20 protein-coding genes are annotated in these 21,201 nt (G+C 61.4%); 10 read left to right on the forward strand and 10 right to left on the reverse strand.

Translation table 11 applies throughout. From position 1 onward, the window contains the following. Positions 1 to 26: 26 nt before the first annotated feature. The gene (gene coaBC, locus G0Q00_RS06720; RefSeq protein WP_163037554.1) at positions 27 to 1,226 is read right to left on the reverse strand and encodes a bifunctional phosphopantothenoylcysteine decarboxylase/phosphopantothenate--cysteine ligase CoaBC; all 1,200 of its coding nucleotides are present in this window, start codon (positions 1,224 to 1,226) and stop codon (positions 27 to 29) included. A gap of 66 nt (positions 1,227 to 1,292) precedes the next feature. Further along, entirely contained in the window at positions 1,293 to 2,066 is a 774-nt protein-coding gene (locus G0Q00_RS06725) for a ChaN family lipoprotein (RefSeq protein WP_163037556.1), read from the reverse strand. Positions 2,067 to 2,148: 82 nt separating this feature from the next. Between G0Q00_RS06725 and cobU the strand changes: the two genes are divergently transcribed. From cobU to G0Q00_RS06745, 4 genes are all read left to right on the forward strand, one after another. Next, entirely contained in the window at positions 2,149 to 2,691 is a 543-nt protein-coding gene (cobU, locus tag G0Q00_RS06730; protein WP_163037558.1) for a bifunctional adenosylcobinamide kinase/adenosylcobinamide-phosphate guanylyltransferase, read from the forward strand. After that, entirely contained in the window at positions 2,688 to 3,272 is a 585-nt protein-coding gene (locus G0Q00_RS06735) for a histidine phosphatase family protein (RefSeq protein WP_163037560.1), read from the forward strand. The genes cobU and G0Q00_RS06735 overlap by 4 nt, the downstream gene beginning before the upstream one ends. Before the next feature lie 57 nt (positions 3,273 to 3,329). Beyond that, the gene (locus tag G0Q00_RS06740) at positions 3,330 to 4,211 is read left to right on the forward strand and encodes a glutathione S-transferase (protein ID WP_163037562.1); all 882 of its coding nucleotides are present in this window, start codon (positions 3,330 to 3,332) and stop codon (positions 4,209 to 4,211) included. 64 nt (positions 4,212 to 4,275) lie between these two features. Further along, on the forward strand, positions 4,276 to 5,787 hold the full coding sequence (locus G0Q00_RS06745; RefSeq protein ID WP_163037564.1) for a YifB family Mg chelatase-like AAA ATPase: 1,512 nt from the start codon (positions 4,276 to 4,278) through the stop codon (positions 5,785 to 5,787). Here G0Q00_RS06745 and G0Q00_RS06750 read toward each other — a convergent pair. The 4 genes from G0Q00_RS06750 to rsmI all read right to left on the reverse strand — a co-directional run bounded on the left by G0Q00_RS06750 (position 5,775) and on the right by rsmI (position 8,911). Continuing rightward, positions 5,775 to 6,689 (reverse strand): alpha/beta hydrolase, encoded by a 915-nt coding sequence (locus G0Q00_RS06750; protein ID WP_163037566.1) that lies wholly within the window; start codon positions 6,687 to 6,689, stop codon positions 5,775 to 5,777. The two genes, G0Q00_RS06745 and G0Q00_RS06750, sit on opposite strands and share 13 nt — an antisense overlap. Continuing rightward, positions 6,686 to 7,627 carry a glutathione synthase gene (gene gshB, locus G0Q00_RS06755; RefSeq protein WP_163037568.1) on the reverse strand — a complete coding sequence of 314 codons (942 nt, stop codon included), beginning with the start codon at positions 7,625 to 7,627 and terminating at the stop codon, positions 6,686 to 6,688. Before gshB ends, G0Q00_RS06750 begins: the two co-directional genes overlap by 4 nt. 76 nt (positions 7,628 to 7,703) lie before the next feature. After that, positions 7,704 to 8,057 (reverse strand): YraN family protein, encoded by a 354-nt coding sequence (locus G0Q00_RS06760; RefSeq protein WP_163037570.1) that lies wholly within the window; start codon positions 8,055 to 8,057, stop codon positions 7,704 to 7,706. Further along, a complete protein-coding gene (gene rsmI / locus G0Q00_RS06765) occupies positions 8,054 to 8,911 on the reverse strand; it encodes a 16S rRNA (cytidine(1402)-2'-O)-methyltransferase (protein ID WP_163037572.1) in 858 nt (285 codons plus the stop codon). Before rsmI ends, G0Q00_RS06760 begins: the two co-directional genes overlap by 4 nt. A 79-nt stretch (positions 8,912 to 8,990) precedes the next feature. Between rsmI and G0Q00_RS06770 the strand changes: the two genes are divergently transcribed. The 3 genes from G0Q00_RS06770 to murJ are packed head-to-tail and all read left to right on the forward strand — an operon-like array spanning position 8,991 to position 14,471. Continuing rightward, positions 8,991 to 10,163, forward strand: coding sequence for a penicillin-binding protein activator (locus G0Q00_RS06770; protein ID WP_163037574.1), 1,173 nt, complete (start codon positions 8,991 to 8,993; stop codon positions 10,161 to 10,163). Next, entirely contained in the window at positions 10,150 to 12,933 is a 2,784-nt protein-coding gene (locus G0Q00_RS06775; RefSeq protein ID WP_370458547.1) for a [protein-PII] uridylyltransferase, read from the forward strand. Before G0Q00_RS06770 ends, G0Q00_RS06775 begins: the two co-directional genes overlap by 14 nt. After that, positions 12,933 to 14,471 carry a murein biosynthesis integral membrane protein MurJ gene (gene murJ / locus G0Q00_RS06780; protein WP_163037576.1) on the forward strand — a complete coding sequence of 513 codons (1,539 nt, stop codon included), beginning with the start codon at positions 12,933 to 12,935 and terminating at the stop codon, positions 14,469 to 14,471. Before G0Q00_RS06775 ends, murJ begins: the two co-directional genes overlap by 1 nt. Positions 14,472 to 14,533: 62 nt before the next feature. Here murJ and G0Q00_RS06785 read toward each other — a convergent pair whose 3' ends face one another. Then, entirely contained in the window at positions 14,534 to 15,220 is a 687-nt protein-coding gene (locus G0Q00_RS06785) for a rhomboid family intramembrane serine protease (RefSeq protein WP_163037578.1), read from the reverse strand. 98 nt (positions 15,221 to 15,318) lie between these two features. On the opposite strand from G0Q00_RS06785, the gene trpS reads away from it, so the two are divergent. The 3 genes from trpS (at position 15,319) to G0Q00_RS06800 (ending at position 17,780) form a co-directional block, all read left to right on the forward strand. After that, the gene (gene trpS, locus G0Q00_RS06790; protein ID WP_163037580.1) at positions 15,319 to 16,344 is read left to right on the forward strand and encodes a tryptophan--tRNA ligase; all 1,026 of its coding nucleotides are present in this window, start codon (positions 15,319 to 15,321) and stop codon (positions 16,342 to 16,344) included. 141 nt (positions 16,345 to 16,485) lie between these two features. Beyond that, positions 16,486 to 17,130, forward strand: a complete 645-nt coding sequence (locus G0Q00_RS06795) for a CDGSH iron-sulfur domain-containing protein (protein WP_163037582.1) — start codon at positions 16,486 to 16,488, stop codon at positions 17,128 to 17,130. Next, on the forward strand, positions 17,127 to 17,780 hold the full coding sequence (locus tag G0Q00_RS06800) for a TIGR02453 family protein (RefSeq protein WP_163037583.1): 654 nt from the start codon (positions 17,127 to 17,129) through the stop codon (positions 17,778 to 17,780). The genes G0Q00_RS06795 and G0Q00_RS06800 overlap by 4 nt, the downstream gene beginning before the upstream one ends. Here the strand turns inward: G0Q00_RS06800 and hisG are convergent. From hisG to hisS, 3 genes are read right to left on the reverse strand one after another with little or no spacing between them, the layout of a single operon-like run. Next, positions 17,777 to 18,475 carry an ATP phosphoribosyltransferase gene (hisG, locus tag G0Q00_RS06805; protein WP_163037584.1) on the reverse strand — a complete coding sequence of 233 codons (699 nt, stop codon included), beginning with the start codon at positions 18,473 to 18,475 and terminating at the stop codon, positions 17,777 to 17,779. The genes G0Q00_RS06800 and hisG overlap by 4 nt on opposite strands. Beyond that, on the reverse strand, positions 18,472 to 19,569 hold the full coding sequence (locus tag G0Q00_RS06810) for an ATP phosphoribosyltransferase regulatory subunit (RefSeq protein WP_163037585.1): 1,098 nt from the start codon (positions 19,567 to 19,569) through the stop codon (positions 18,472 to 18,474). Before G0Q00_RS06810 ends, hisG begins: the two co-directional genes overlap by 4 nt. Beyond that, a complete protein-coding gene (hisS, locus tag G0Q00_RS06815) occupies positions 19,559 to 21,157 on the reverse strand; it encodes a histidine--tRNA ligase (protein ID WP_163037586.1) in 1,599 nt (532 codons plus the stop codon). Before hisS ends, G0Q00_RS06810 begins: the two co-directional genes overlap by 11 nt. Positions 21,158 to 21,201: the final 44 nt, after the last annotated feature.

Consider the following 21,201-nt stretch of genomic DNA (forward strand, 5'->3'; position numbering starts at 1 on the left):
AAATATCCCCGCCGGAGGCATGAAATCTACTTCGCCAACGCATCCGCAATGCGCGCAGCCAGCTGACGGGCAACATCGTCCTTACCCATACGCGGCCAAACATCGACGCCGGTTTCAGAGATCAGCGTTACCGCATTCTCGGATCCGCCCATGATCCCGGTTTCCGGGCTGACATCATTGGCGACGATCCAGTCACAGCCTTTCCGCTCACGTTTCGCGGTGGCATTGGCCATGACGTCATCGGTTTCCGCGGCAAATCCCACGACCAGCGGCGGACGACCTTTCTTCATCTTGGACACCTTGGCCAGAATGTCCGGATTCTCGGCAAACTTCAGAACCGGCATGCTGCCCTTGGCATCTTTCTTGATCTTGCTATTCGACGCCGAGGCGACACGCCAGTCGGCCACAGCAGCGGCGAAGACCGCGGCATCAGCAGGAAGCGCAGCTTTCACGGCCTTCAACATCTCTTGCGCAGATTGCACCTTCACCACGGTCACGCCCTCAGGTGGGGGCACGTCCGCGGGACCGGTGACAAAGGTCACATCCGCACCAAGCGCGGCCAAGGCGCGGCCCAGCGCGGTGCCCTGCGCCCCCGATGATCGGTTGGCGATGTAGCGCACCGGATCAATCGGCTCATGCGTCGGGCCCGAGGTCACAAGCACATGCTTGCCCTTCAAGGGTCCGTCCATCAGCGCCTCTTCAACGGCAGAGACAATTTCCAAAGGCTCAGACATCCGGCCCGGACCGTACTCGCCACAGGCCATCGCGCCTTCGTTCGGGCCAACGAACAACACGCCGTCACCTTTCAAAGTCTCAACGTTGCGCTGGCAGGCCGGGTGCTCCCACATGCGCACGTTCATTGCGGGCGCGACCAGCACACGCTTGTCCGTCGCCATCAGAAGGGTCGAGGCCAGATCGTTCGCCAGCCCCCCCGCCATCTTGCCCAACAGGTCCGCCGTGGCGGGCGCGACCACCACCAGATCGGCAGCGCGGGACAGTTCGATATGGCCCATCTCGGCCTCGTCCGTCAGGTCAAACAGATCGGTATACACCTTGTTCGCCGCCAAACCGGACGCGGACAAGGGCGTCACGAATTCCTGCCCGGCTTTGGTGATCACGGGCGTCACCTCGGCCCCGCGTTCGCGCAGGCGTCGGATCAGGTCCAAGGATTTAAAGGCAGCGATGCCGCCGCCGATGATCAGAAGGATGTGTTTGCCAGCCAGCATGGGGATCCCCTTAGAAGTACAATCAAACAGTTACGGGAGCATGGCCTGCCTTTCAATGGGCAGGTTCTATTTGAGCTGCGCGCAGGGATCAGGCCGATCCGGCGCAGGCGCGTTCAGAACAAAGTCAAACTCACCCTCGGGCGGTACGCCGTCTTCGCCCTGCCCGACCGAAATCACGCGTAACTCGGGCGCTATCCGCGCCAGATAAGCAGGCACACCCCAGTCCCTACGCGCGTGGCCGTTCCCGGTGATGACCACCACCGGGCCGCCCGTATCCGCCACCGCCTGCACCACCCCGGCGGCCAAGGTGGCGTCCCGCAGGCGCTGCACTTCGATCATACCGCCCATCATCTCGCGCGGCATGGCTTCGCAATGGGCTTGGAACTGCAATTCGATCCGCTGGTTTTGTTGGTCTTCCGGAAGCGCTTCGGTCAAACCATAGGCCACCGAATCCCCTTGAAAATGTGCCACGACCCCATCCGCATAGGTCGCGCGTGCCACCTCGCGGGGGACGGCGGCACCAATGATCGGCCCGTCATGCACCAGAAAGATCGGTAGATACATCTGGAAATCCGGCCAACCAGTTTCGGCCCAACGATCTGCAAACGCGGCGGGATCTGCGGCTAATGCAGTGGCGTCTTCCTGCTCCAGCATCTCGATCACAAGCGCGGCGGCGGCCAAATCCTGCACGATCTCCGCCTGCCTGTCATGGTGGGCTGGGTTGTCATGCACCTCGCCCAAGATCACGACATCCGTAGCGGCCACACGCGACCACTCGTCATAGGTTTGCGCAGAAGCGGGCACGGCCACCAGAGTCAGGGCATAGAGCAACTGTTTCATACGATCAGGCTAGGGCGCAGTCCCACCACCCTCAAGCGCTTTCGCCTTGACGCGCCATGTGTCGCAATGCCACGTCAGATGGATGAGCATGACACTTCCCCCACTGACCCTCGTGCTGGGCGGCGCGGCCTCCGGCAAGTCTGATTATGCCGAGAATCTGGTCACGGCCACCGGTCGCCCGATGCTGTATATCGCTACGGCACAGTCTTTCGACACCGAGATGGATGACAAGATCGCCCGCCACCAAGCGCGACGGGGCGACGGCTGGCGCACGATCGAAGCGCCTTTGGAGGGATCCGTGGCCCTCGATTGCGCCCACGCGAACGAGGTGGTCCTGTTCGATTGCGCGACCATGTGGCTGTCAAACCAGCTGTTTGCGGAAACCGATCTGGGCGCGGCAGAAACGACCCTATTCAAAGCAATGGCAGACTGCGCGGCCCCGATCGTTGTCGTCTCAAACGAGGTCGGCGCGGGGATCGTCCCGGAAAACGCATTGGCGCGGAGGTTTCGGCAGGCGCAGGGCGAACTGAACCAGCGCGTCGCCCAACGCGCGGATCTGGTGGTCACGGTGATGGCTGGGTTGCCCTTGGCACTGAAGGGCAACTTGCCCGATGGCGCACCATGAGCACGCCGGTCACTTGGTGGTGGGTCCGTCACGGGCCAACCCACGCCAAGAACATGGTGGGCTGGCGGGATCTGCCGGCGGACCTGTCGGACACCGCTGCCTTGGCACGGTTGTCGGACCACCTGCCGGATGAGGCGGCGGTGATTTCAAGCGATTTGATCCGCGCCTCGGCTACGGCAGATGCGATCGGGAACGATCGGGCCCGCCTACCGCACCACCCAGACCTGCGCGAGTTTCACTTTGGCGAATGGGACGGGCTGGGCTGGCACGAGGTCGCGGATCGCGACCCGGACCTGTCGCGCGCCTTTTGGGAAACGCCCGGGGATCACGTGGCACCAGGGGGCGAAAGCTGGAACCAACTTGCTGCGCGCGTGACCGGCGTAGTGGACGGGCTGAATGCATCCGGCCACCGGCACGTCATCGCGGTCGCCCATTTCGGCGTCATCCTGACCCAGATCGCGCGCGCGGGCGGAATGACAGCCTATGATGCGCTTGGCTACAAGATCGACAACCTGTCGGTCACGCAGCTGCATTGGGACGGGGCCGCGTGGTCGGTTGAGGCGATCAATCACTTGCCGTGAACACCCTCGTCACAAATTGGAAATTGCACGCGGATCACATCACGTTACCGTAAGCCTATGACTTACGATCTTTATATCGGCGACCAGACATTTTCGAGCTGGTCCCTGCGCGGTTGGCTGATGTTCGAAGCGTTCAACATCCCCTTTCGCTCCCATTTGGCCGGGCTTTATAGCGGCACGTTGAAAGAAGATTTGGCCGAGCTGGCCCCCGCGCGCTTTGTACCCGTGATGAAGACGCCGGACGGCATCCCGGTAGGCGACACGCTTGCCATGGCCGAGACCTTGGCCGAAGCCCATCCCGACGCTGGCCTCTGGCCTGAGGACCCTGCCGCCCGTGCGCTGGCTCGGTGGCTTGTCGCCGAGATGCACTCGGGCTTCGGTGCGCTGCGCGGCGATTGTCCGATGCAGCTTTTGGGCGTGGTCGACGGATTTGATCCCTCCGCCGAGGTTCTGGCCGATCTCACCCGCATCGAAGAGCTGTGGGCCATCGCCCGTGCCAAGTTCGGCCGAGACAACAGCCCGTGGCTGTTCGGAGATTACTCGCTAGCCGATGTGTTCTATGCCCCCGTGGCCGCGCGGATCGCCGGGTTCGGCCTGCCGGTCAGCGCGGGTGCACATGCCTATGTGGCGGCGCATCTGGCCGATCCCGCCTTCCGCCGCTGGCGCGCAATGGGGCTTTTGAAATCCTACGATCCGGTGCCCTATATCGACGGGCTTCCCCTGTCGGATTGGCCCGGCCCCGCCCCCTTGGCGGCCGTCGCCTGTAGTGGTCCTTCGATCAACGACGCCTGCCCCTATTCCGGCGATCCGGTCACGGATTTTCTGAAGCTGAACGGGCAGGTCTGGGGCTTCTGCAACCCGGGATGTCGCGACAAGACGGTGAACGACCCAGAAGCATGGCCCGCCTTCGTGGCGATGGTGGCCGCGCATAGCGGTTAATACCACGATTAACCTTTTACTAACCATGTCGGTCTAGCCTGCCTGAAAAGGGGCAGGCTGGATCATGGTGGCACGTATCAGCACGGTGGCGTTCGAAGGCATCGACGCGAAGATTGTCGAGGTCGAATGCGCCCTCTCGCCCGGCCTGCCCAGCTTTGCCATCGTCGGCCTGCCGGACAAGGCCGTATCCGAAGCGCGTGAACGGGTGCGCGCGGCGCTGGCGTCGATGTCCGTCGCCCTCCCCCCGCGCAAGATCACCATCAACATGTCCCCCGCCGACATGCCCAAGGAAGGCTCGCATTTCGACCTTCCCATCGCACTGGCCCTGCTGGCCGAGGCCGGGTTGATCCCCCGCGAAGACCTGGAGGGCAGTTTGGCCATTGGGGAATTGTCTCTCGACGGATCGCTGATCCCGGTGCTGGGCGCCCTCCCTGCGGCCCTCGCCGCCGCCGAGAACGAGCTGGACCTGATCTGCCCCAAGGCCTGCGGGGCGGAAGCCGCATGGATCGACGCGACCAAAGTGCTGGCCGCCGACAGCCTTGCGGGCGTGCTGCAACATTTCACCGGGCAGTCCCCCATCGTGCCAGCCTCGGCGGGGCAGGTTACCACTGCAGCCACATCAAAGGACCTCGCCGAGGTGAAAGGCCAAGAGCGCGCCAAACGAGCGCTAGAGATCGCCGCCACCGGACGGCACCACCTGTTGATGGTCGGCCCACCGGGGTCCGGCAAGTCGATGCTGGCCGCCCGTCTGCCCGGCATTTTGCCGCCCCTGTCCGCGCGCGAGGCGCTGGAAACCTCGATGATCCATTCGGTCTCGGGCCTATTGGATGCAGGCGGCATTTCGCAAACCCGCCCCTTCCGCGCACCGCATCACACGGCCTCAATGGCCGCAATTGTCGGCGGCGGGCGCGGCGCAAAGCCGGGCGAAATCAGTCTGGCCCATAATGGCGTGTTGTTTATGGACGAGTTCCCCGAATTCAATCGCCAGACGTTGGAAACGCTGCGCCAACCTTTGGAAACTGGCGACGTTACCGTGGCACGGGCGAATGCGCATTTACGCTATCCCAGCCGGTTCCTTTTGGTGGCCGCTGCGAACCCCTGCAAATGTGGCTACCTGACTGACGCCGCCCGCGCCTGCAATCGCGCGCCCAATTGCGGCGCGGATTACATGAGCAAAATCTCGGGGCCGTTGCTGGACCGTTTTGACTTGCGGCTTGAAGTGCCCCCGGTCAGTTTTCAGGACCTTGACCTGCCTGCCACCGGCGAACCCTCCGCGGATATTGCCGCCCGTGTGGCCGAAGCACGTGCGCGGCAAACCGAGCGCTATGTGGATCAGCCCGAGGTCACGACGAATTGCGACATCGAAGGCGATCTTCTGGCGCGGGTGGCCACGCCGGATCACGATGGGCGCGAAATTCTGAACAAGGCGGCGGACCGTTTTGGCCTATCCGCGCGCGGATACCATCGCGTGCTGCGCGTGGCGCGAACGATTGCGGATCTGGACGGGGCTGACTACGTCGGACGCAGCCACGTAGCCGAAGCACTGGGATACCGTCTGGTAGGTCAGACCGCGTGATCTGCAAGCGCTTGCTCGATGGCGGCCGCGATGCGGCGCACCGAGTGATTGGCCTCGGGCAGTCTTCCTGCAAACATCTGCCAGACATGCGGCAAGCCGTCCGCCTCGTGCAGATCGACGGACACCCCGTGATCTTCCAGAACCTGCGCCATGCGGCGGGCGTCATCCAAGAAAATCTCGGACCGGCTAGCGGTGATCAGGACCGGCGTTGCCCCTGTAAACTCGGCAAAAAGCGGACTGGCCAGAGGGTGGAGGGGATCAGCGCCGTCAAGGTAATACCGGGCCAGATCGTCCATCCGCTCGGCGGGTAAAACCACTTCGGTCGCATCATTGCCCTTGATCGATGCACCGCTGGTGGACATGTCCGTCAACGGCGACATAGCGACGGTCAATGCGGGTTTCGGAAGGTCCATCGCTACGATCTGCGAGAGCAACACCAGCGCCAAACCACCCCCGGCACTGTCTCCGCCCAGAATGATGGGGCGATCCGGGTGGGCAGCGATCACGTCCCGATAGGCGGCAAGCGCATCTTCTGGGGCGGCAGGAAAAGGGTGTTCCGGCGCCAGACGATAGACGGGCAAAAGCGCGCGCACGCTGGACGCATGCGCGATACGGCCCACCATGTTGCGGACGGTTCTGGGCGAACCGAAGAAATAGCCGCCACCATGGAAATACAGCAGAATCGGCGCATCACCGGCCACACCCGGGTTAATTTCCATCACCGGGCGCGTCATGTGGTCATGCCAATCGTAACGAAGACCGCGTGGAGGAGGCAGCGTCAGACGCGTCACCCTCTCGAACCTTCTGCGTACGCGATGCACCGTTTGGGGTGTGGCGCGGGTCAACGCCGGACGCTCGGTCAGGCGCAGCCACAGATTTAAGGGGCGGCGCAGCCAGCTCATGCGCGGCGGGCTTCGATGGCCTGCCAGATTTTCTCGGCCACGTTTGTGCCGTCAAAGCGCTCCAGCTCTTGAATGCCGGTGGGCGAGGTCACGTTGATCTCGGTCAGGTAGTCGCCAATCACGTCGATGCCGACGAAGATCTGACCTTTCTCGCGCAGAAGTGGGCCGATGGCAGCGCAGATTTCTAGATCACGCTCGGTCAGGCCGATCTTCTCGGGTCGCCCGCCCACATGCATGTTCGAACGCGTTTCGCCCGCTGCGGGAACGCGGTTGATCGCGCCGACAGGTTCTCCATCCACAAGGATCACGCGCTTGTCACCATTCGAGACGTCGGGCAGGAATTTCTGCGCGATCAGCGGCTCACGGTTGATGCCCGCGAACAGCTCATGCAGCGAGGCGAGATTGCGATCATATTCGTCCAAACGGAACACGCCCGCACCGCCATTGCCGTAAAGCGGCTTCAGGATGATGTCCCCATGGTTGTGCTTGAACGATTTCAGCGTTTCAAAATCGCGCGCGATCATGGTGGGGGGCGTCAGGTCGGGGAATTCCAGAACCAACAGCTTCTCGGGGTAGTTGCGCACCCAGAACGGGTCATTCACCACCAGAGTGTCCGGGTGGATCATGTCAAGGATATGGGTCGTTGTGATATAGCCCATGTCAAAGGGCGGATCTTGCCGCAACCAGACCACATCCATGTCTGCCAGATCCATGTCCTGAAGAGCACCTAGCGTGAAGTGATTGCCTTGCTCGCGACGAACAGTCAGCGGCCAGCCGCGCGCGATTACGCGCCCTTCGCGATAAGACAGCTGATCAGGGGTGTAGTAAAACAGGCTGTGCCCCCGCGCCTGTGCCTCTTCCGCGATGCGGAAAGAGCTGTCGGCGTTGATGTCGACATGGTCGATCGGGTCCATTTGGATGGCAACTTTAAGCGACATGTGGGGCTCCGTCTGAATTCAGTCCCCCATAAATGGGGCAGAGCAGCCCGTGGCGCAATGGGGCATCCCCCCCAATTCAGTAGCCCAGCGCATTTTCAACGATCTGAATTTCGCCAATGCCGTTCACCAAGGCCACATCGAAACGGCAGGGTGTCAGGTCCCCTTTGGGTTCACCGCACAGAAACTCAGCTGCCGTTTGATAAAGCCGCTTGATCTGCGCCTTGGACAACGCTTCGGCCGCCCGCAGAAAATCGCGGGATTTCTTGACTTCGACAAAGATCACCTCGTCGCGATCGCGCACAATCAAATCGATCTCGCCACGCTTACCACGCCAACGTCGAAACGCCACCTGCCGCCCGTTCCCCTGATAGGCACGTGCAACAGAATCTTCGGCAGCCAGACCAGACAGATAAGACACCTTACCGCTCATGCGTCGCGCCCCATCGCCAATGCGGCTTGATAGACCTTGCGCCGCGGCAGGCCAGTAGCCTGTGTTACCATCGCGACCGCATCTTTCATGCTCATATCTTTCAAGGCAGTGCCCAGCATCTGTTCAAGGTCCACGACTTCTTCCCCCGCTTCTGCTGGCCCAACGACAAGGGCGATTTCGCCCTTCAACGTCATGTCCGACAACTGATCAAAAAGTTCGTTAACCGTTCCACGCCGGATTTCTTCAAACTTCTTAGTCAATTCGCGGCAGATGGCAGCCGAGCGGGACTTCGCCTCAGTGGAACACAAATCTTCTAATAGCCGGTTAATGCGTTTGGGGCTTTCATAGATGATCAGCGTTGCGGGGATCGCCAGAAGTTCGGCCAACCATTTCTGGCGCGCGCCTTTGGAGGAGGGGGCAAATCCTGCAAAGCAGAACCGGTCCGATGGCAGGCCAGAAAGACTGAGCGCGGTGATGGCAGCGGTGGCGCCCGGAAGGGCGGTCACGAAGCCGTCGTCCTGCGCGACATCTCGCGCAAGAGCAAAGCCGGGATCCGCCACCAATGGGCTGCCTGCTTCGCTGGCATAGGCCACCGATTTGCCCTGTCCAATCAGCTTCTTGATGCCATCGCGACCCGCCTGTCCCGAGTGGTCATGATAGGCAATCAATTTGCGGTCCCCCAGCGCAATTCCGTGAATTTCCAAAAGCTTACGCGTCGTCCGGGTATCCTCGGCAGCGATCACATCAGCCGAGGCCAACACATCCAGAGCACGCAGCGTGATATCACGCGCATTTCCGATGGGCGTGGCGACCAGATATAGTCCGGGATCAAGGGGAGTATTCAGGGGTTTCACACTGGACCTGCCTGTTCTGAGAGTTATTATGTAGCCGTCTGTCGGGGGGCGTTCTGCCTCGCCCGGGAAAGGATATTGTATGTTTGCCGTTTTCGCACGCACCCGCAAGGCTCTGGGTGCTCTTACTATCTTCGCGTCGTTTTCCGCTCTTGTTGCCTGCACCCCAACCGGGTCGCAAATTGGGCAGAATATCAACACGTCGAAGCCCGTCCCCGTTGCTCTTCTGGTGCCGTCAGGGTCAGGATCCGAGAACGACGAAAGCCTTGCACAATCGCTGGAAAACGCAGCCCGATTGGCCATGTCTGAACTGTCAGGAGTCACCATCGACCTGCGCGTCTACAGCACCGCGGGCGATACGAATCAGGCCGCATCTATGGCGACGAAAGCCGTCAACGACGGTGCCAAGATCCTTCTGGGCCCAGTCTTCGCGCAAAACGCCAACGCCGCTGGTGTCGCTGTGGCCCGCCGCAATGTGAACGTGCTGAGCTTTTCCAACAACCCAAACATCGCAGGCGGAAACGTCTTCATTCTGGGCAACACGTTCCAGAACACGGCCAACCGCCTGACCCGCTATGCCACCCGTCAGGGCAAGGGCAACATCTTGGTCGTGAACGGTCAGGACCAGGCCGAAAACCAAGGCAGCGCAGCCATTCAAACCGCCATCCTGAATTCGGGTGCTACGCTTGCGGGCACATCCTCGTTCGAGCTGTCGCAGAATGGCATCGTCAACGCTTTGCCCGGGATCAGCGAACAGGTCCGCAGCTCGGGTGCTCAGTCGATCTTCCTGACCTCGGGCACATCCGGGGCGCTGCCCTTCCTGGCAGGTCTGCTGCCGGAAAACGGCGTCGATCCTGCCACGATCCAGTATATCGGCCTGCAGCGCTGGGACATTCCGGCGAACGCCATGTCGCTGCCCGGTCTGCAAGGCGGCTGGTTCGCCATCCCGGACCCGGCACTCAGCAGCCGCTTCTCGGGGCGCTATCACGCCCAGTATGGCGCCACCCCGCATCCGATTGCCGGGCTCGCCTATGATGGCATTGCCGCCATCGGCGCACTGGTTAAAGCGGGCAAAGCCAACGCATTGACCACCACGGCTCTGACCCAGCCGCAGGGCTTTGTGGGCGTCAACGGCATCTTCCGCCTGCGCGGTGACGGCACGAACGAGCGTGGCCTCGCCATCGCCCAGATCCAGAACGGATCGGTGGTCATCATCGACCCCGCACCCAGAAGCTTTGCCGGTGCCGGATTCTAAGCGCGACCGGCCCGAGCCGGACCAAACGGCGGGGCGGCTGATTTGCCCCGCCAACGACATCCTTGATGAGAAGGCCCTCTGGCAGCGGCTCGACTTTGCGTTCGAGGATGCAAAGGATGCCTCGGCCATTCGCAAGCTGACGGTTGTCGAGCTGCGCACCGCCATCAAATCGGGCCGCGCCAACATAGCCGAGGCGTTGTCGAAGGCCCCGCTAGATGCACATCCTGCCACCGCTGCGTACAGTTTTCTGACCGATTGCGTGGTGCGCTGCGTGCATCGGGTCGCGACCGAGCGCCTTCACCCCCTGCCCCTTCCCACCACGGCCGAGCGGATCGCTGTAATTGCCGTGGGCGGGTATGGCCGCGGTGAAATGGCGCCGCAGTCGGACGTGGATCTGCTGTTCCTGACGCCCTACAAAATCACCGCCTGGGCGGAGAGCGTCATTGAAAGCATGCTCTACATGCTGTGGGACCTGCGCCTGAAAGTAGGCCACGCCTCGCGCACGATCGACGATTGCCTGCGTCTGGGGCGCGAAGATTATACCATCCGCACCGCGCTTCTAGAGCAACGCCCCGTCTGTGGTGACGCTGAACTGGCGCATGATCTGGACGAACGGCTGTGGAAAGACCTGTTTGACGACACGCTGGCCGAGTTCATCGAGGCCAAACTGGCCGAGCGCGACACCCGCCACACCAAACAGGGTCAGCGCTATGTGGTTGAACCCAATGTAAAAGAGGGCAAAGGCGGGCTGCGAGACCTTCAGACGCTCTTTTGGGTGGCCAAGTATCAGCACCGCGTGGCGCACCCGTCCGAGCTGGTCTCGAAAGGCGTGTTCACCGACGACGAGTTCGAAACCTTCCGTGACGCTGAAAGTTTTCTGTGGGCAGTGCGCTGCCAGCTGCATCTTCTGACCAATCGCCCCTCGGACCAACTGACCTTTGACCTGCAGGTCGAGGTCGCCGACAGATTGGGCTTTGAAGACACCGAAGGCCGACGCGCGGTCGAGCATTTCATGCAAGCATATTTCCGCCACGCAACCCAAGTGGGCGACCTGACGCGGATCGTGCTGACCGCGCTGGAAGCGCAGCACCTGAAGAAGGAGCCGCGCCTGATGCGGCTTCTGAAACGTCGGCGCAAGTTAAAGCACGGCTTTGTTGTACAACAGGGGCGACTGGATGTTCCTGACGAAGCCGCATTCCTGTCCGACAAGCTGAACCTCTTGCGCATCTTCGAGGAAGGCCTGCGCACCGGCATGTTGATCCACCCGCATGCCATGCGGTTGGTCTCGCACAATCTGCATCTGATCGACGACGAGGTGCGCGAAGACAAGGAAGCAATCCGCATCTTCCTTGATCTGCTGTTGAAACACGGTAACCCCGAACGTGCACTGCGCCGGATGAACGAGCTGGGTGTTTTGGCCGCCTTCATCCCTGAGTTCGAGCCCATCGTGGCGATGATGCAGTTTAACATGTACCACTCGTACACGGTGGACGAGCACACGATTCAGGTGATCTCGAATTTCGCACAGATCGAGCGGCACGAGCTGGAAGACGAGCTGCCGATCAGTTCCGAGATCATCAACAAGGGCGTCAATCGCAAGACCCTGATGGTCGCGATGCTGCTGCACGACATCGGCAAGGGTCGCCCACAGGATCACTCGGTTCTGGGGGCCAAGATTGCCCGCAAAGTCGCCCCACGGCTGGGCATGACACAGAGAGAATGCGAAACAGTCGAATGGCTGGTGCGCTATCACCTTCTGATGTCCGACATGGCGCAGAAACGCGATATTTCGGACCCGCGCACAGTGCAGGATTTCGCCAAGGCGGTCCGTTCGGTCCGGCGGCTGGACCTGCTGACCGTACTGACGGTCTGTGACATTCGCGGCGTCGGGCCGGATACGTGGAACAACTGGAAAGCCACCCTGATCCGCACGCTTTACAACCAGACGCGCCGGGTTTTGGAAGATGGGACCGAGGCACTGAACCGCGAAAGCCGCGGGGCCGACAGTAAACGCGCTTTGCGTAAAGAGCTGGCGGGCTGGAAGCCCAAAGACCTGAAGACTGAAACTGCCCGGCACTACGATGCCTATTGGCAGGGGCTGCATGTCTCGGCCCACGCAGTTTTTGCCCGGCTTCTGCGTGACATTCAGGACAACGAGGTCCGGATCGAGCTTGAGCCTGATCAAGATCGCGACGTCACCCGTGCCTATTTCGTGCTGGCCGACCACCCCGGCATTTTCTCGCGTCTCGCAGGCGCGCTGACCTCGGTCGGGGCCAACATCGTGGACGCGCGCACTTATACCTCGAAAGACGGCTATGCGACGGCGTGTTTCTGGGTGCAGGACGCCGACGGAAACCCGTTCGATGTGGCCAAGCAGAAACGCCTGACCCAGATGACCCACAAGATCCTGAAGGGCGAAGTCGTCGCGCGCGACGCCATTGCAGGCCGCGACAAAATCAAGAAACGCGAGCGCGCCTTCAAGGTGCCCACCACGATCACCTTCGACAACGAAGGTTCGGAAATCTACACGATCATCGAGGTCGACACCCGCGACCGCCCCGGTCTGCTCTATGACCTGACCCGCACCTTGGCCGATGCCAATGTCTACATCGCGTCTGCCGTGATCGCGACCTATGGCGAGCAGGTCGTCGACAGCTTTTACGTCAAGGATATGTTCGGCCTGAAATACTACGCCGAACACAAACAGGATCTGCTGGCAGGCAAGCTGCGCACGGCGATCGAAAAAGGCGCGGAAAGGGCGACAGCGTAATGGCGTCGCGACTTGCCAGAGGTTTCATGACCGTTGGCGGCTGGACGATGGCCAGCCGTATCTTGGGCTTCGTGCGCGACATCATGATCGGTGCATTTCTGGGGTCCAGCGCGGTGGCCGAGGCCTTCCTGATCGCCTTTTCCCTGCCCAACATGTTCCGCCGCTTCTTTGCAGAAGGCACGCTGAACGTGGCCTTCGTGCCGATGTTCGCCAAGAAACACGAGGCCAGAGACGGCGCGTTGGAATTCGCCCGCGATGCATTTGCGGGACTGGCCTTTATCTTGGTCATATTCTCAATCATCGCGCAGATCTTCATGCCCGCGCTGGTCTATGCCATGGCCTCGGGCTTTACCGAGGATAATCGCTTCGACCTCGCCGTCACCTATGGCCGGATCGCGTTTCCCTATATCCTGTTTATCTCGCTGGCCGCCCTTTTATCGGGCGTTCTGAACGCCACCGGGCGCTTCATGGCCGCCGCCGCCGCCCCGGTGCTTCTGAACGTGATCTTCATCGCAGCGATGCTAATCGCGGACCTGATGGGCGGCGACATCGGCTTGGCCATGACATGGACCGTCCCCATCGCCGGCATTGCCCAAGTCGTGCTGGTCTGGATCGCCGCCAGCCGCACCGGATACCGCCTGATTCCGCGCATACCAAAAATGACGCCCGAGCTGAAACGGCTCGCCATAATTGCCGCCCCGGCAGCCCTTGCGGGCGGTGTCACCCAGATCAACCTTCTGGTGGGCCGTCAGGTCGCCAGCTTCTTTGAAGGCGCGGTGGCGTGGCTCTACTATGCCGATCGCCTGTACCAACTGCCCTTGGGCGTGGTCGGCATCGCCATCGGCATCGTGCTGCTGCCGGAACTCTCGCGCAACCTGCGCGCCGGAGATATGGCCGCCAGCCGCGACGCGCTCAGCCGAGCGGGCGAGATGTCACTGGCTCTGACTGTCCCCGCCGCCGTCGCCCTGATGGTGATCCCGATCCCGCTGATCGAGGTGCTGTTCCAACGCGGCGCCTTCACGCTCGACGATACGAAATGGACCGCACTTGCCACCGCGATCTACGGCGCAGGCCTGCCCGCTTTCGTGCTGCAAAAAGTACTTTCCTCGGTGTATTTCGCCCGCGAGAACACCCGCGCGCCTTTCCATTTCGCGCTTGTCGGCATGGTCGTGAATGCCGCCATCGCCATCGGGCTCAGCTACCATCTGGGTTTCATCGCCGCCGCCATCGGGACAACACTGGCCGGCTGGACCATCACCACGCTAACATGGATCGGCGCAACGCGGATGGGCGAGGAAACCCGCTTTGACACGCGCTTCTGGTCCCGCCTGTGGCGCATCTGTGCCGCCAGCGCCATCATGGGTGCTGCCCTCGTCGCGGCAACCTTCGTCATAACACCGCTTTTCGCAATCGCAGGCGTAAAGATCGCAGCCCTGGCCGTACTCGTCCTTGGTGGGATTGCAATCTACGGTCTGGCGGGGCAAATGCTTGGCGCCTTCCACATGGCAGACATCAAATCCGCTTTCCGCCGCGGCTAACGCGCGTATCGCATTTTCTTGTCTTAAATATCCCGGGGTCCGGGGCTGGCCCCGGTCCCGCTTCACCGCTGCCGCAAGCGCTGCACCACACGCGACCAGCCGCCGGGACTGACCAGAAAACTCAGGCCGAAGCCAGCGACAAAACCCGAAACCTCGCTGACCCAGTTCAGCCCAGCCCCGAACAGCAGACTAAAGATCAGCTGAATACCCAGGAGGAACGCGATGATCCGGAAGGCGGACAGCTGATTGCCACCCGTCGCGCCCAACTCGGCCCACAGGATGAACGTGTAGGCTCCGATCAGGCCGTAAACCGCCGGATAGCCGCCGAACAGCACGACGCCCGTGTCCCACACCAGCCAATAGACCAGCGCGCCCACGATGGCCGAGCCGAAATAAACCACCAGAAAGGCAAGGGCCGAGAAGACCTCGCCCACCATTTTGCCAAGCGCCAGAAGGAAGACGAGCACGAAGAGCAAGTGGGTAAAACTGAGATGCAAGAACGGATAGGTGAAGAACCGCGCCACATCCTTCAGGGGATAGCGGCCGTTTTCGACCATCCACGCGAACAGAGGTTCGCGAAAGCCCCAGTTTTCGATCGTGGCGATCCGCCACCCGGCGGCTTCGGGTCCGCCAACCAGACCAGAATTCCCCGCGACGAACACAAGTTCAATCCCGACTAGGAAAACCGCAAGGGCAATCACCACCGGCGGCAGTGGATTGACGGGATTTTCATCATGCGGATGGGTCACGGGCTGCTCCTTTGCCCGCGTTTGTCCGGGCTTTCCTTGACGGTCTCTGCCCAGCTAGGTAATCGACATGGGCACAGAATTCCAGACGGAGCATACACATGACCAATCACACGCCGCGCGTATTTTCGGGGATCAAACCCTCGGGCGGGCTGACGCTGGGCAACTACCTTGGCGCCATCAAGCGTTTCGTGGACATGCAGGCACAGGATTTCGAGACCATTTACTGCGTCGTCGACCTGCATGCCATCACCGTCTGGCAAGACCCGAAAGAGCTGACGGACGCCACCCGCGAAGTGGCCGCCGGGTTCCTGGCCTCGGGCATTGATCCCAGCCAGTCGATCCTGTTCAACCAAAGTCAGGTTTCGGCCCATGCCGAGCTTGCGTGGCTGTTCAACTGCGTCGCGCGCGTGGGGTGGATGAACCGGATGACCCAGTTCAAGGACAAGGCCGGTAAGAACGCCGAGCAAAGCTCGCTTGGGCTGTACGCCTATCCGTCGCTGATGGCCGCCGACATTCTGCTGTATCACGCGACCCACGTCCCCGTGGGCGAGGATCAGAAGCAGCATGTCGAGCTGACGCGCGATATTGCGGCGAAGTTTAACCACGACTTCAAGGCGGAAGGCTTCTTCCCACAGCCCGAGCCGATCATCGAAGGCCCGGCGACCCGTGTGATGAACCTGCGTGACGGCACCAAGAAGATGTCGAAATCGGGTGAAAGCGATATGGAACGCATCAACATGACCGATGATGCCGACAAGATCGCCAAGAAGTTCAAAAAGGCGAAGACGGACCCCGAGCCTCTGCCCGAAACTTTGGATGGCCTTAAGGACCGCCCCGAGGCGAAGAACCTTGTGGACATCTATGCTGGCCTATCGGGTCTGACCAACGAACAGGTGATCACCGAATACGCGGGCGCTGGCTGGGGCCGGTTCAAGCCCGCGCTGGCGGATCTGGCGGTCGAGAAGCTGGCACCGATCTCGGAAGAGATGTCGCGCCTGATGGGTGACAAGGCCGAGATCGACCGCATTCTGGGCGAGGGTGCCGACAAGGCCGAGGCGATCGCTCAGCCCATTCTGGACCAGGCCTATGACATCACGGGCTTCCTGCGTTCGCGCAAGCGGTGAGGCCGGACCGGGGCCAGCCCCGGACCCCGGGATATTTAAGACAAGAAAATGAGAGGCGTCCGACAGCGGGCGCCTTTTTTCGTGATTTTGTGATTTCCCGGGGCTGGGCTAGGCTGGCAGATGCCAGCATGGGAGCCAGATATGACACGTAAAGAGTATACGGGTGAAGAGATCACGGTCACCTTTGACCTGAAGCGCTGCATTCACGCGCGGAACTGCTTTCTTCAACTGCCCGATGTGTTTGATCCCTCGAAGCGGCCTTGGGTGCAGCCCGACAAGGCCAGCGCTGAGGAAGTGGCCGCGATGATCCGGACCTGCCCCTCGGGGGCACTGGCATTCCGGCGCAAAACTGGCGTTGAAGAGCGTGCACCGAAGATCAACCGGCTGGCGGTACTGGAAAACGGGCCGTTGGTGCTGGCCGGTGACGTCTGCGTCGAAGGCGGCGATCGTGAAACCCGCGTGGCGCTCTGTCGCTGTGGGTTGTCGAAGAACAAACCCTATTGCGACTACAGCCATGTGGAAGGTGGATTTGAAGCCACTGGCGAACCTGACCCCAAAACGCCCCCAGAGATCGAAGAAGCAGGTGGCCCGGCGGATGTCTCGCGCCGCCAGAATGGGCCGCTGATCATTGATGGGAATCTTGAGCTGTGTTCGGGTACCGGGCGACGGATTGGCACTGTGGACAAAGCATTTCTATGCCGCTGCGGACATTCGAAGAACAAGCCGTTCTGTGATGGCAGCCACAAGGCTGCCGGGTTCAAGGACCCGGCCGAACCGACGTCATGACCTGGTTCAGCGACGAAACTCTGTCGTTTCTTCGCGACCTGTCCCAGCACAACACCCGCGACTGGTTTCATGAGAACAAGCCGCGCTATGAGGCGCATATCAAAGACGCCGCCGCTCAGTTTGCGGATGCGCTGACCCAAAAGCTCGCCGCGGCCTATGCAACCGGCGTGACCGCGCGGATTTTTCGGATGCATCGCGACCTTCGATTCTCAAAGGACAAAACGCCCTATAACACGCATATCCATATCGGCTTTGCAGACGCGCAGACCGGGGCCAGTTGGATGGTCGGGTTGCAGACCGAGCACCTTGTGGTGGGCTTCGGGGTCTTCGCCTTCGAACGCGAGGCGTTGGATCATTGGCGCGAGAGCGTGGCCGGGCCGCAGGGCGAAGTCTTGCAGGTGCTGCACACGAAAGCGGAATCCGATGGATTACGGATTTCCGAACCCGAGCTGAAACGCGTCCCGATGGCGTGGGAGGCAGACCATCCGCATGGCGATCTACTGCGCCGCAAGGGAATCGTCTGGTGGAACGATCACGTCCCGCAGACCGAGATCATGGGGCCGGACGGACCGGCCATGATCGCAATCGAACTTCGCGCCATGGAGCCATTGCGCAACTGGATGGTCCTTGCGCTGGATCCGTCGTCTTAGGACTGAAGGCCCAGCTTCCCGGACAGCGTAGCTAGGGTCGCGCGGGTTGACTCGTTCCAATCCGCATTGCGCGACTTGAACAGGGTGGCTTGCGATTTGTGCACAGGTTTGCCCGCCAGGATCTTCAGGTGGTTGGCGCGCAGGGTTTCCCCGGTCGAGGTGATGTCGGCCACGGCCTCGGCGGTTTCGTTCTTGACGGTGCCTTCGGTCGCACCTTGGCTGTCCACTAGCTGATAATCCGCCACGCCATGATCGCGCAGGTGATCGCGAATCAGGCGGTGGAACTTGGTGGCAATGCGCAGACGGAACCCGTGTTGCGCGCGGAAAGCCGCTGCAGCGGCATCCAGATCGTCCAGCGTGTTCACATCAACCCAGCATTTGGGCACGGCAATGATCAGGTCCGCGTGGCCAAATCCCATCAGGGCCAGTTCAGATACTTTGTCCTGCCAGCCGCCCAGCTTCTCGCGCACAAGGTCCGAGCCCGTTACGCCCAGATGGATGCGACCCGCGGCCAGCTCGCGCGGGATTTCACCGGCGGACAGCAAAACCAACTCGATCCCATCGATCCCGTTAACCGCAGCCGCATATTCGCGGTCCGATCCGGTCCGGGCCAGTTCCACACCACGGGCACCGAACCAGTCAAAGGTCTTCTCCATCAGACGGCCCTTCGAGGGCACACCAATCTTCAGGGTCATTTTGCACCCCCTGCGTTCAGTTCCAACACGATCTCGGGGCGGATGACGCCACCGACGGCGGGGATCTCATGCCCCTTGGCACGGCCCAACACGCGGGTCAGCGCGTCATAGCGCCCCCCCGTGGCCACCGGGGGCAGGTCGGGGCGGGTTTCGGCATAGAAACCGAAGACGAACCCGTCATAGTATTCCATCGAGGTGCGGCCATAGCTGCCTTCGAAATCCAGATTGTCCACGTCAACGCCGCGCTGATAAAGCGCCTCGGCGCGCGCTTCCAACCGGTCGACGGCATCCGCGATGGCGGGCATGTCGACCGCGATGTCGCGCAGACGCGACAGCACATTCACCGTGGTTTCGCGCAGACCCAGCAGATCATCCAGAAGCTCGACTTCCTGCGTCGAGATCGGAGCAGCAGCGGCATCTTCGCGCAAGGCTTCTATCCGGTCAGCGATTTCAGCCGCCGAGCGCAAGCCGATCTGAGGACCTGCATCCTGCATCGGATCGTCCTTCGCCAGCATCGCCTCGCGGCCTTCCGGCAATGGCGCACGCCCGGCGAACCGATCCAGCAAAGCGCGGAAACGGCGTGGACGCCAGATGTGGCGCAGCAGGGCTGCCTTGCGGCGGTCCGTGGTTTTCAGCCCGCGCACAGCGGCCAGAAGCAGGCCCATATCGCCAGTGGCAGCCCGCAGCGACAAAGGCGATAGCGCGTCTTGGATAAAGGCAAAAACCTCGGCATCTGCTTCGATGGGGGCGTCGCGGTCAAAAACCTCGTAGCCCACCTGGAAATATTCGGAGGCGCGATGGGTGGCCTCTTCCTGCGCGCGAAAGACCTCGCCCATATAGGTGTAGCGGGCGGGTTCAGCTCCGTCGGCCATGTGCATTTGCACGACAGGCACGGTGAAGTCGGGGCGCAGCATTGCCTCGCCCCGGATGGGGTCATGGGTCACGAAGGCACGGCCCCGGATGTCTTCGCCGTAAAGGTCCAGAAGCGTGCCTGCGGGTTGCAGGATGTCGGCCTCGACCGCGGTGGCGCCTTTGGCTTCAAAGACCCCCATTAGGCGGGCGGCTTCGGCCCGGATCTGTGCCTTATCCGTCATCAGATGCCTCGATGATTTCACGGACCTTGGCGACCATATCGGCGCGGTCGCATTCGAACTGGCTGGGGCGTTCTTTCCATTCCTCAAGCGTGGCGCTTTCGGCGATCTTGGCGCCCAGCACCAGATCCTTGATCTGCACCTTGCCCGCGTCGAACTCGTCCGAGCCTGCAATCACCGCGACAGGCGAGTTGCGCTTGTCCGCGTATTTCAGCTGGTTGCCAAAGTTCTTGGGGTTGCCCAGATAGACCTCGGCCCGGATGCCCGCGTTGCGCAGGTCGGACACCATCGCTTGGTAATCCGCGAGGCGCGATTTATCCATGACGGTGACGACAACGGGACCGACGGCCTTGCCGCCCATCCGGCCCTTGGCGCGGAGTGCTGCCAGAAGGCGGTCGACACCGATCGAAACGCCGGTGGCCGGAACGGCCTGCCCGGTGAAGCGCTTGACCAGATCGTCATAACGACCACCACCCGCGACCGAGCCGAACTGACGCGGACGGCCTTTTTCGTCTTGAATTTCGAAAGTCAGCTCGGCCTCGAAGACGGGGCCGGTGTAGTAACCAAGGCCGCGCACGACGGACGGGTCGATTTCGATACGGTCGGGTCCGTATCCCTGTGCTGAAAGCAAGTCGACAATTTCACCAAGCTCTTTCAGTCCTTCAAGTCCGACTTCGGAGTTTCCGACCAACCGCATAAGATGGTCAAGAACACCCCATTGCATCGCTCTTCCGGCTTCAACAGAACCATCTTCTGGATCGTTATAGGTAATTCCCATTCCACCCGGAATCCGATCATCAGGATTTGGCGGACCGTTTTTGATTTCTTCAGCTACGATTTTTTTCGACGTCAGGAATGAGATAGCGGTCTCGATCTGTTCATCCGACAGACCCACGCCGTCGATATACGCACCCGAGGCATCCAGACGCCCCTTGCCCAACAGCTCGCGCACGCCGGCCTCGCCCACTTTGTCGAACTTGTCGATGGTGCGCAGAACCGCGTCACGTTCCGGGCCGTCTTCGACCCCCATAACCTCAAGCACACCGTTCATGACTTTGCGGTTGTTCACCCGGATAATATAGTCGCCATTTAGGCCCACAGTTTCCAGCGTGTCGGCCAACATGGCGCAAATCTCGGCGTCTGCGGCCATCGAGGCCGTACCAACCGTATCCGCATCACATTGATAGAACTGACGAAAACGCCCCGGACCGGGCTTTTCGTTGCGCCACACGGGGCCCATCGCGTAGCGACGATAGGGCGTCGGCAGATCGTTGCGATGCTGCGCATAGACGCGGGCCAAGGGCGCGGTCAGGTCATAGCGCAGGGCCATCCAGTCGCCATTGTCCTTCTCGTCGAACTCTTGCCACGCAAAGACGCCTTCGTTCGGGCGATCCACGTCGGGCAGGAACTTGCCCAGCGCCTCGACCGTCTCAACAGCCGAGCTTTCCAGCGCGTCAAAGCCATAGCGATGATACACCGCCGCAATCTGGTCGAGCATATGTTTACGCTCGTCCACTTCCGCTCCGAAATAGTCGCGAAATCCCTTGGGCGTGATTGCCTTGGGGCGGGGCTGTTTTTTCTGCTTGGCCATGTCTGGTCCCGGTTCATATATGTGTCGCGGGCGGTCTAGCGGAT

It is taken from the genome of Aliiroseovarius sp. PrR006 (genome assembly GCF_010500215.1).
GTDB lineage: Bacteria > Pseudomonadota > Alphaproteobacteria > Rhodobacterales > Rhodobacteraceae > Aliiroseovarius.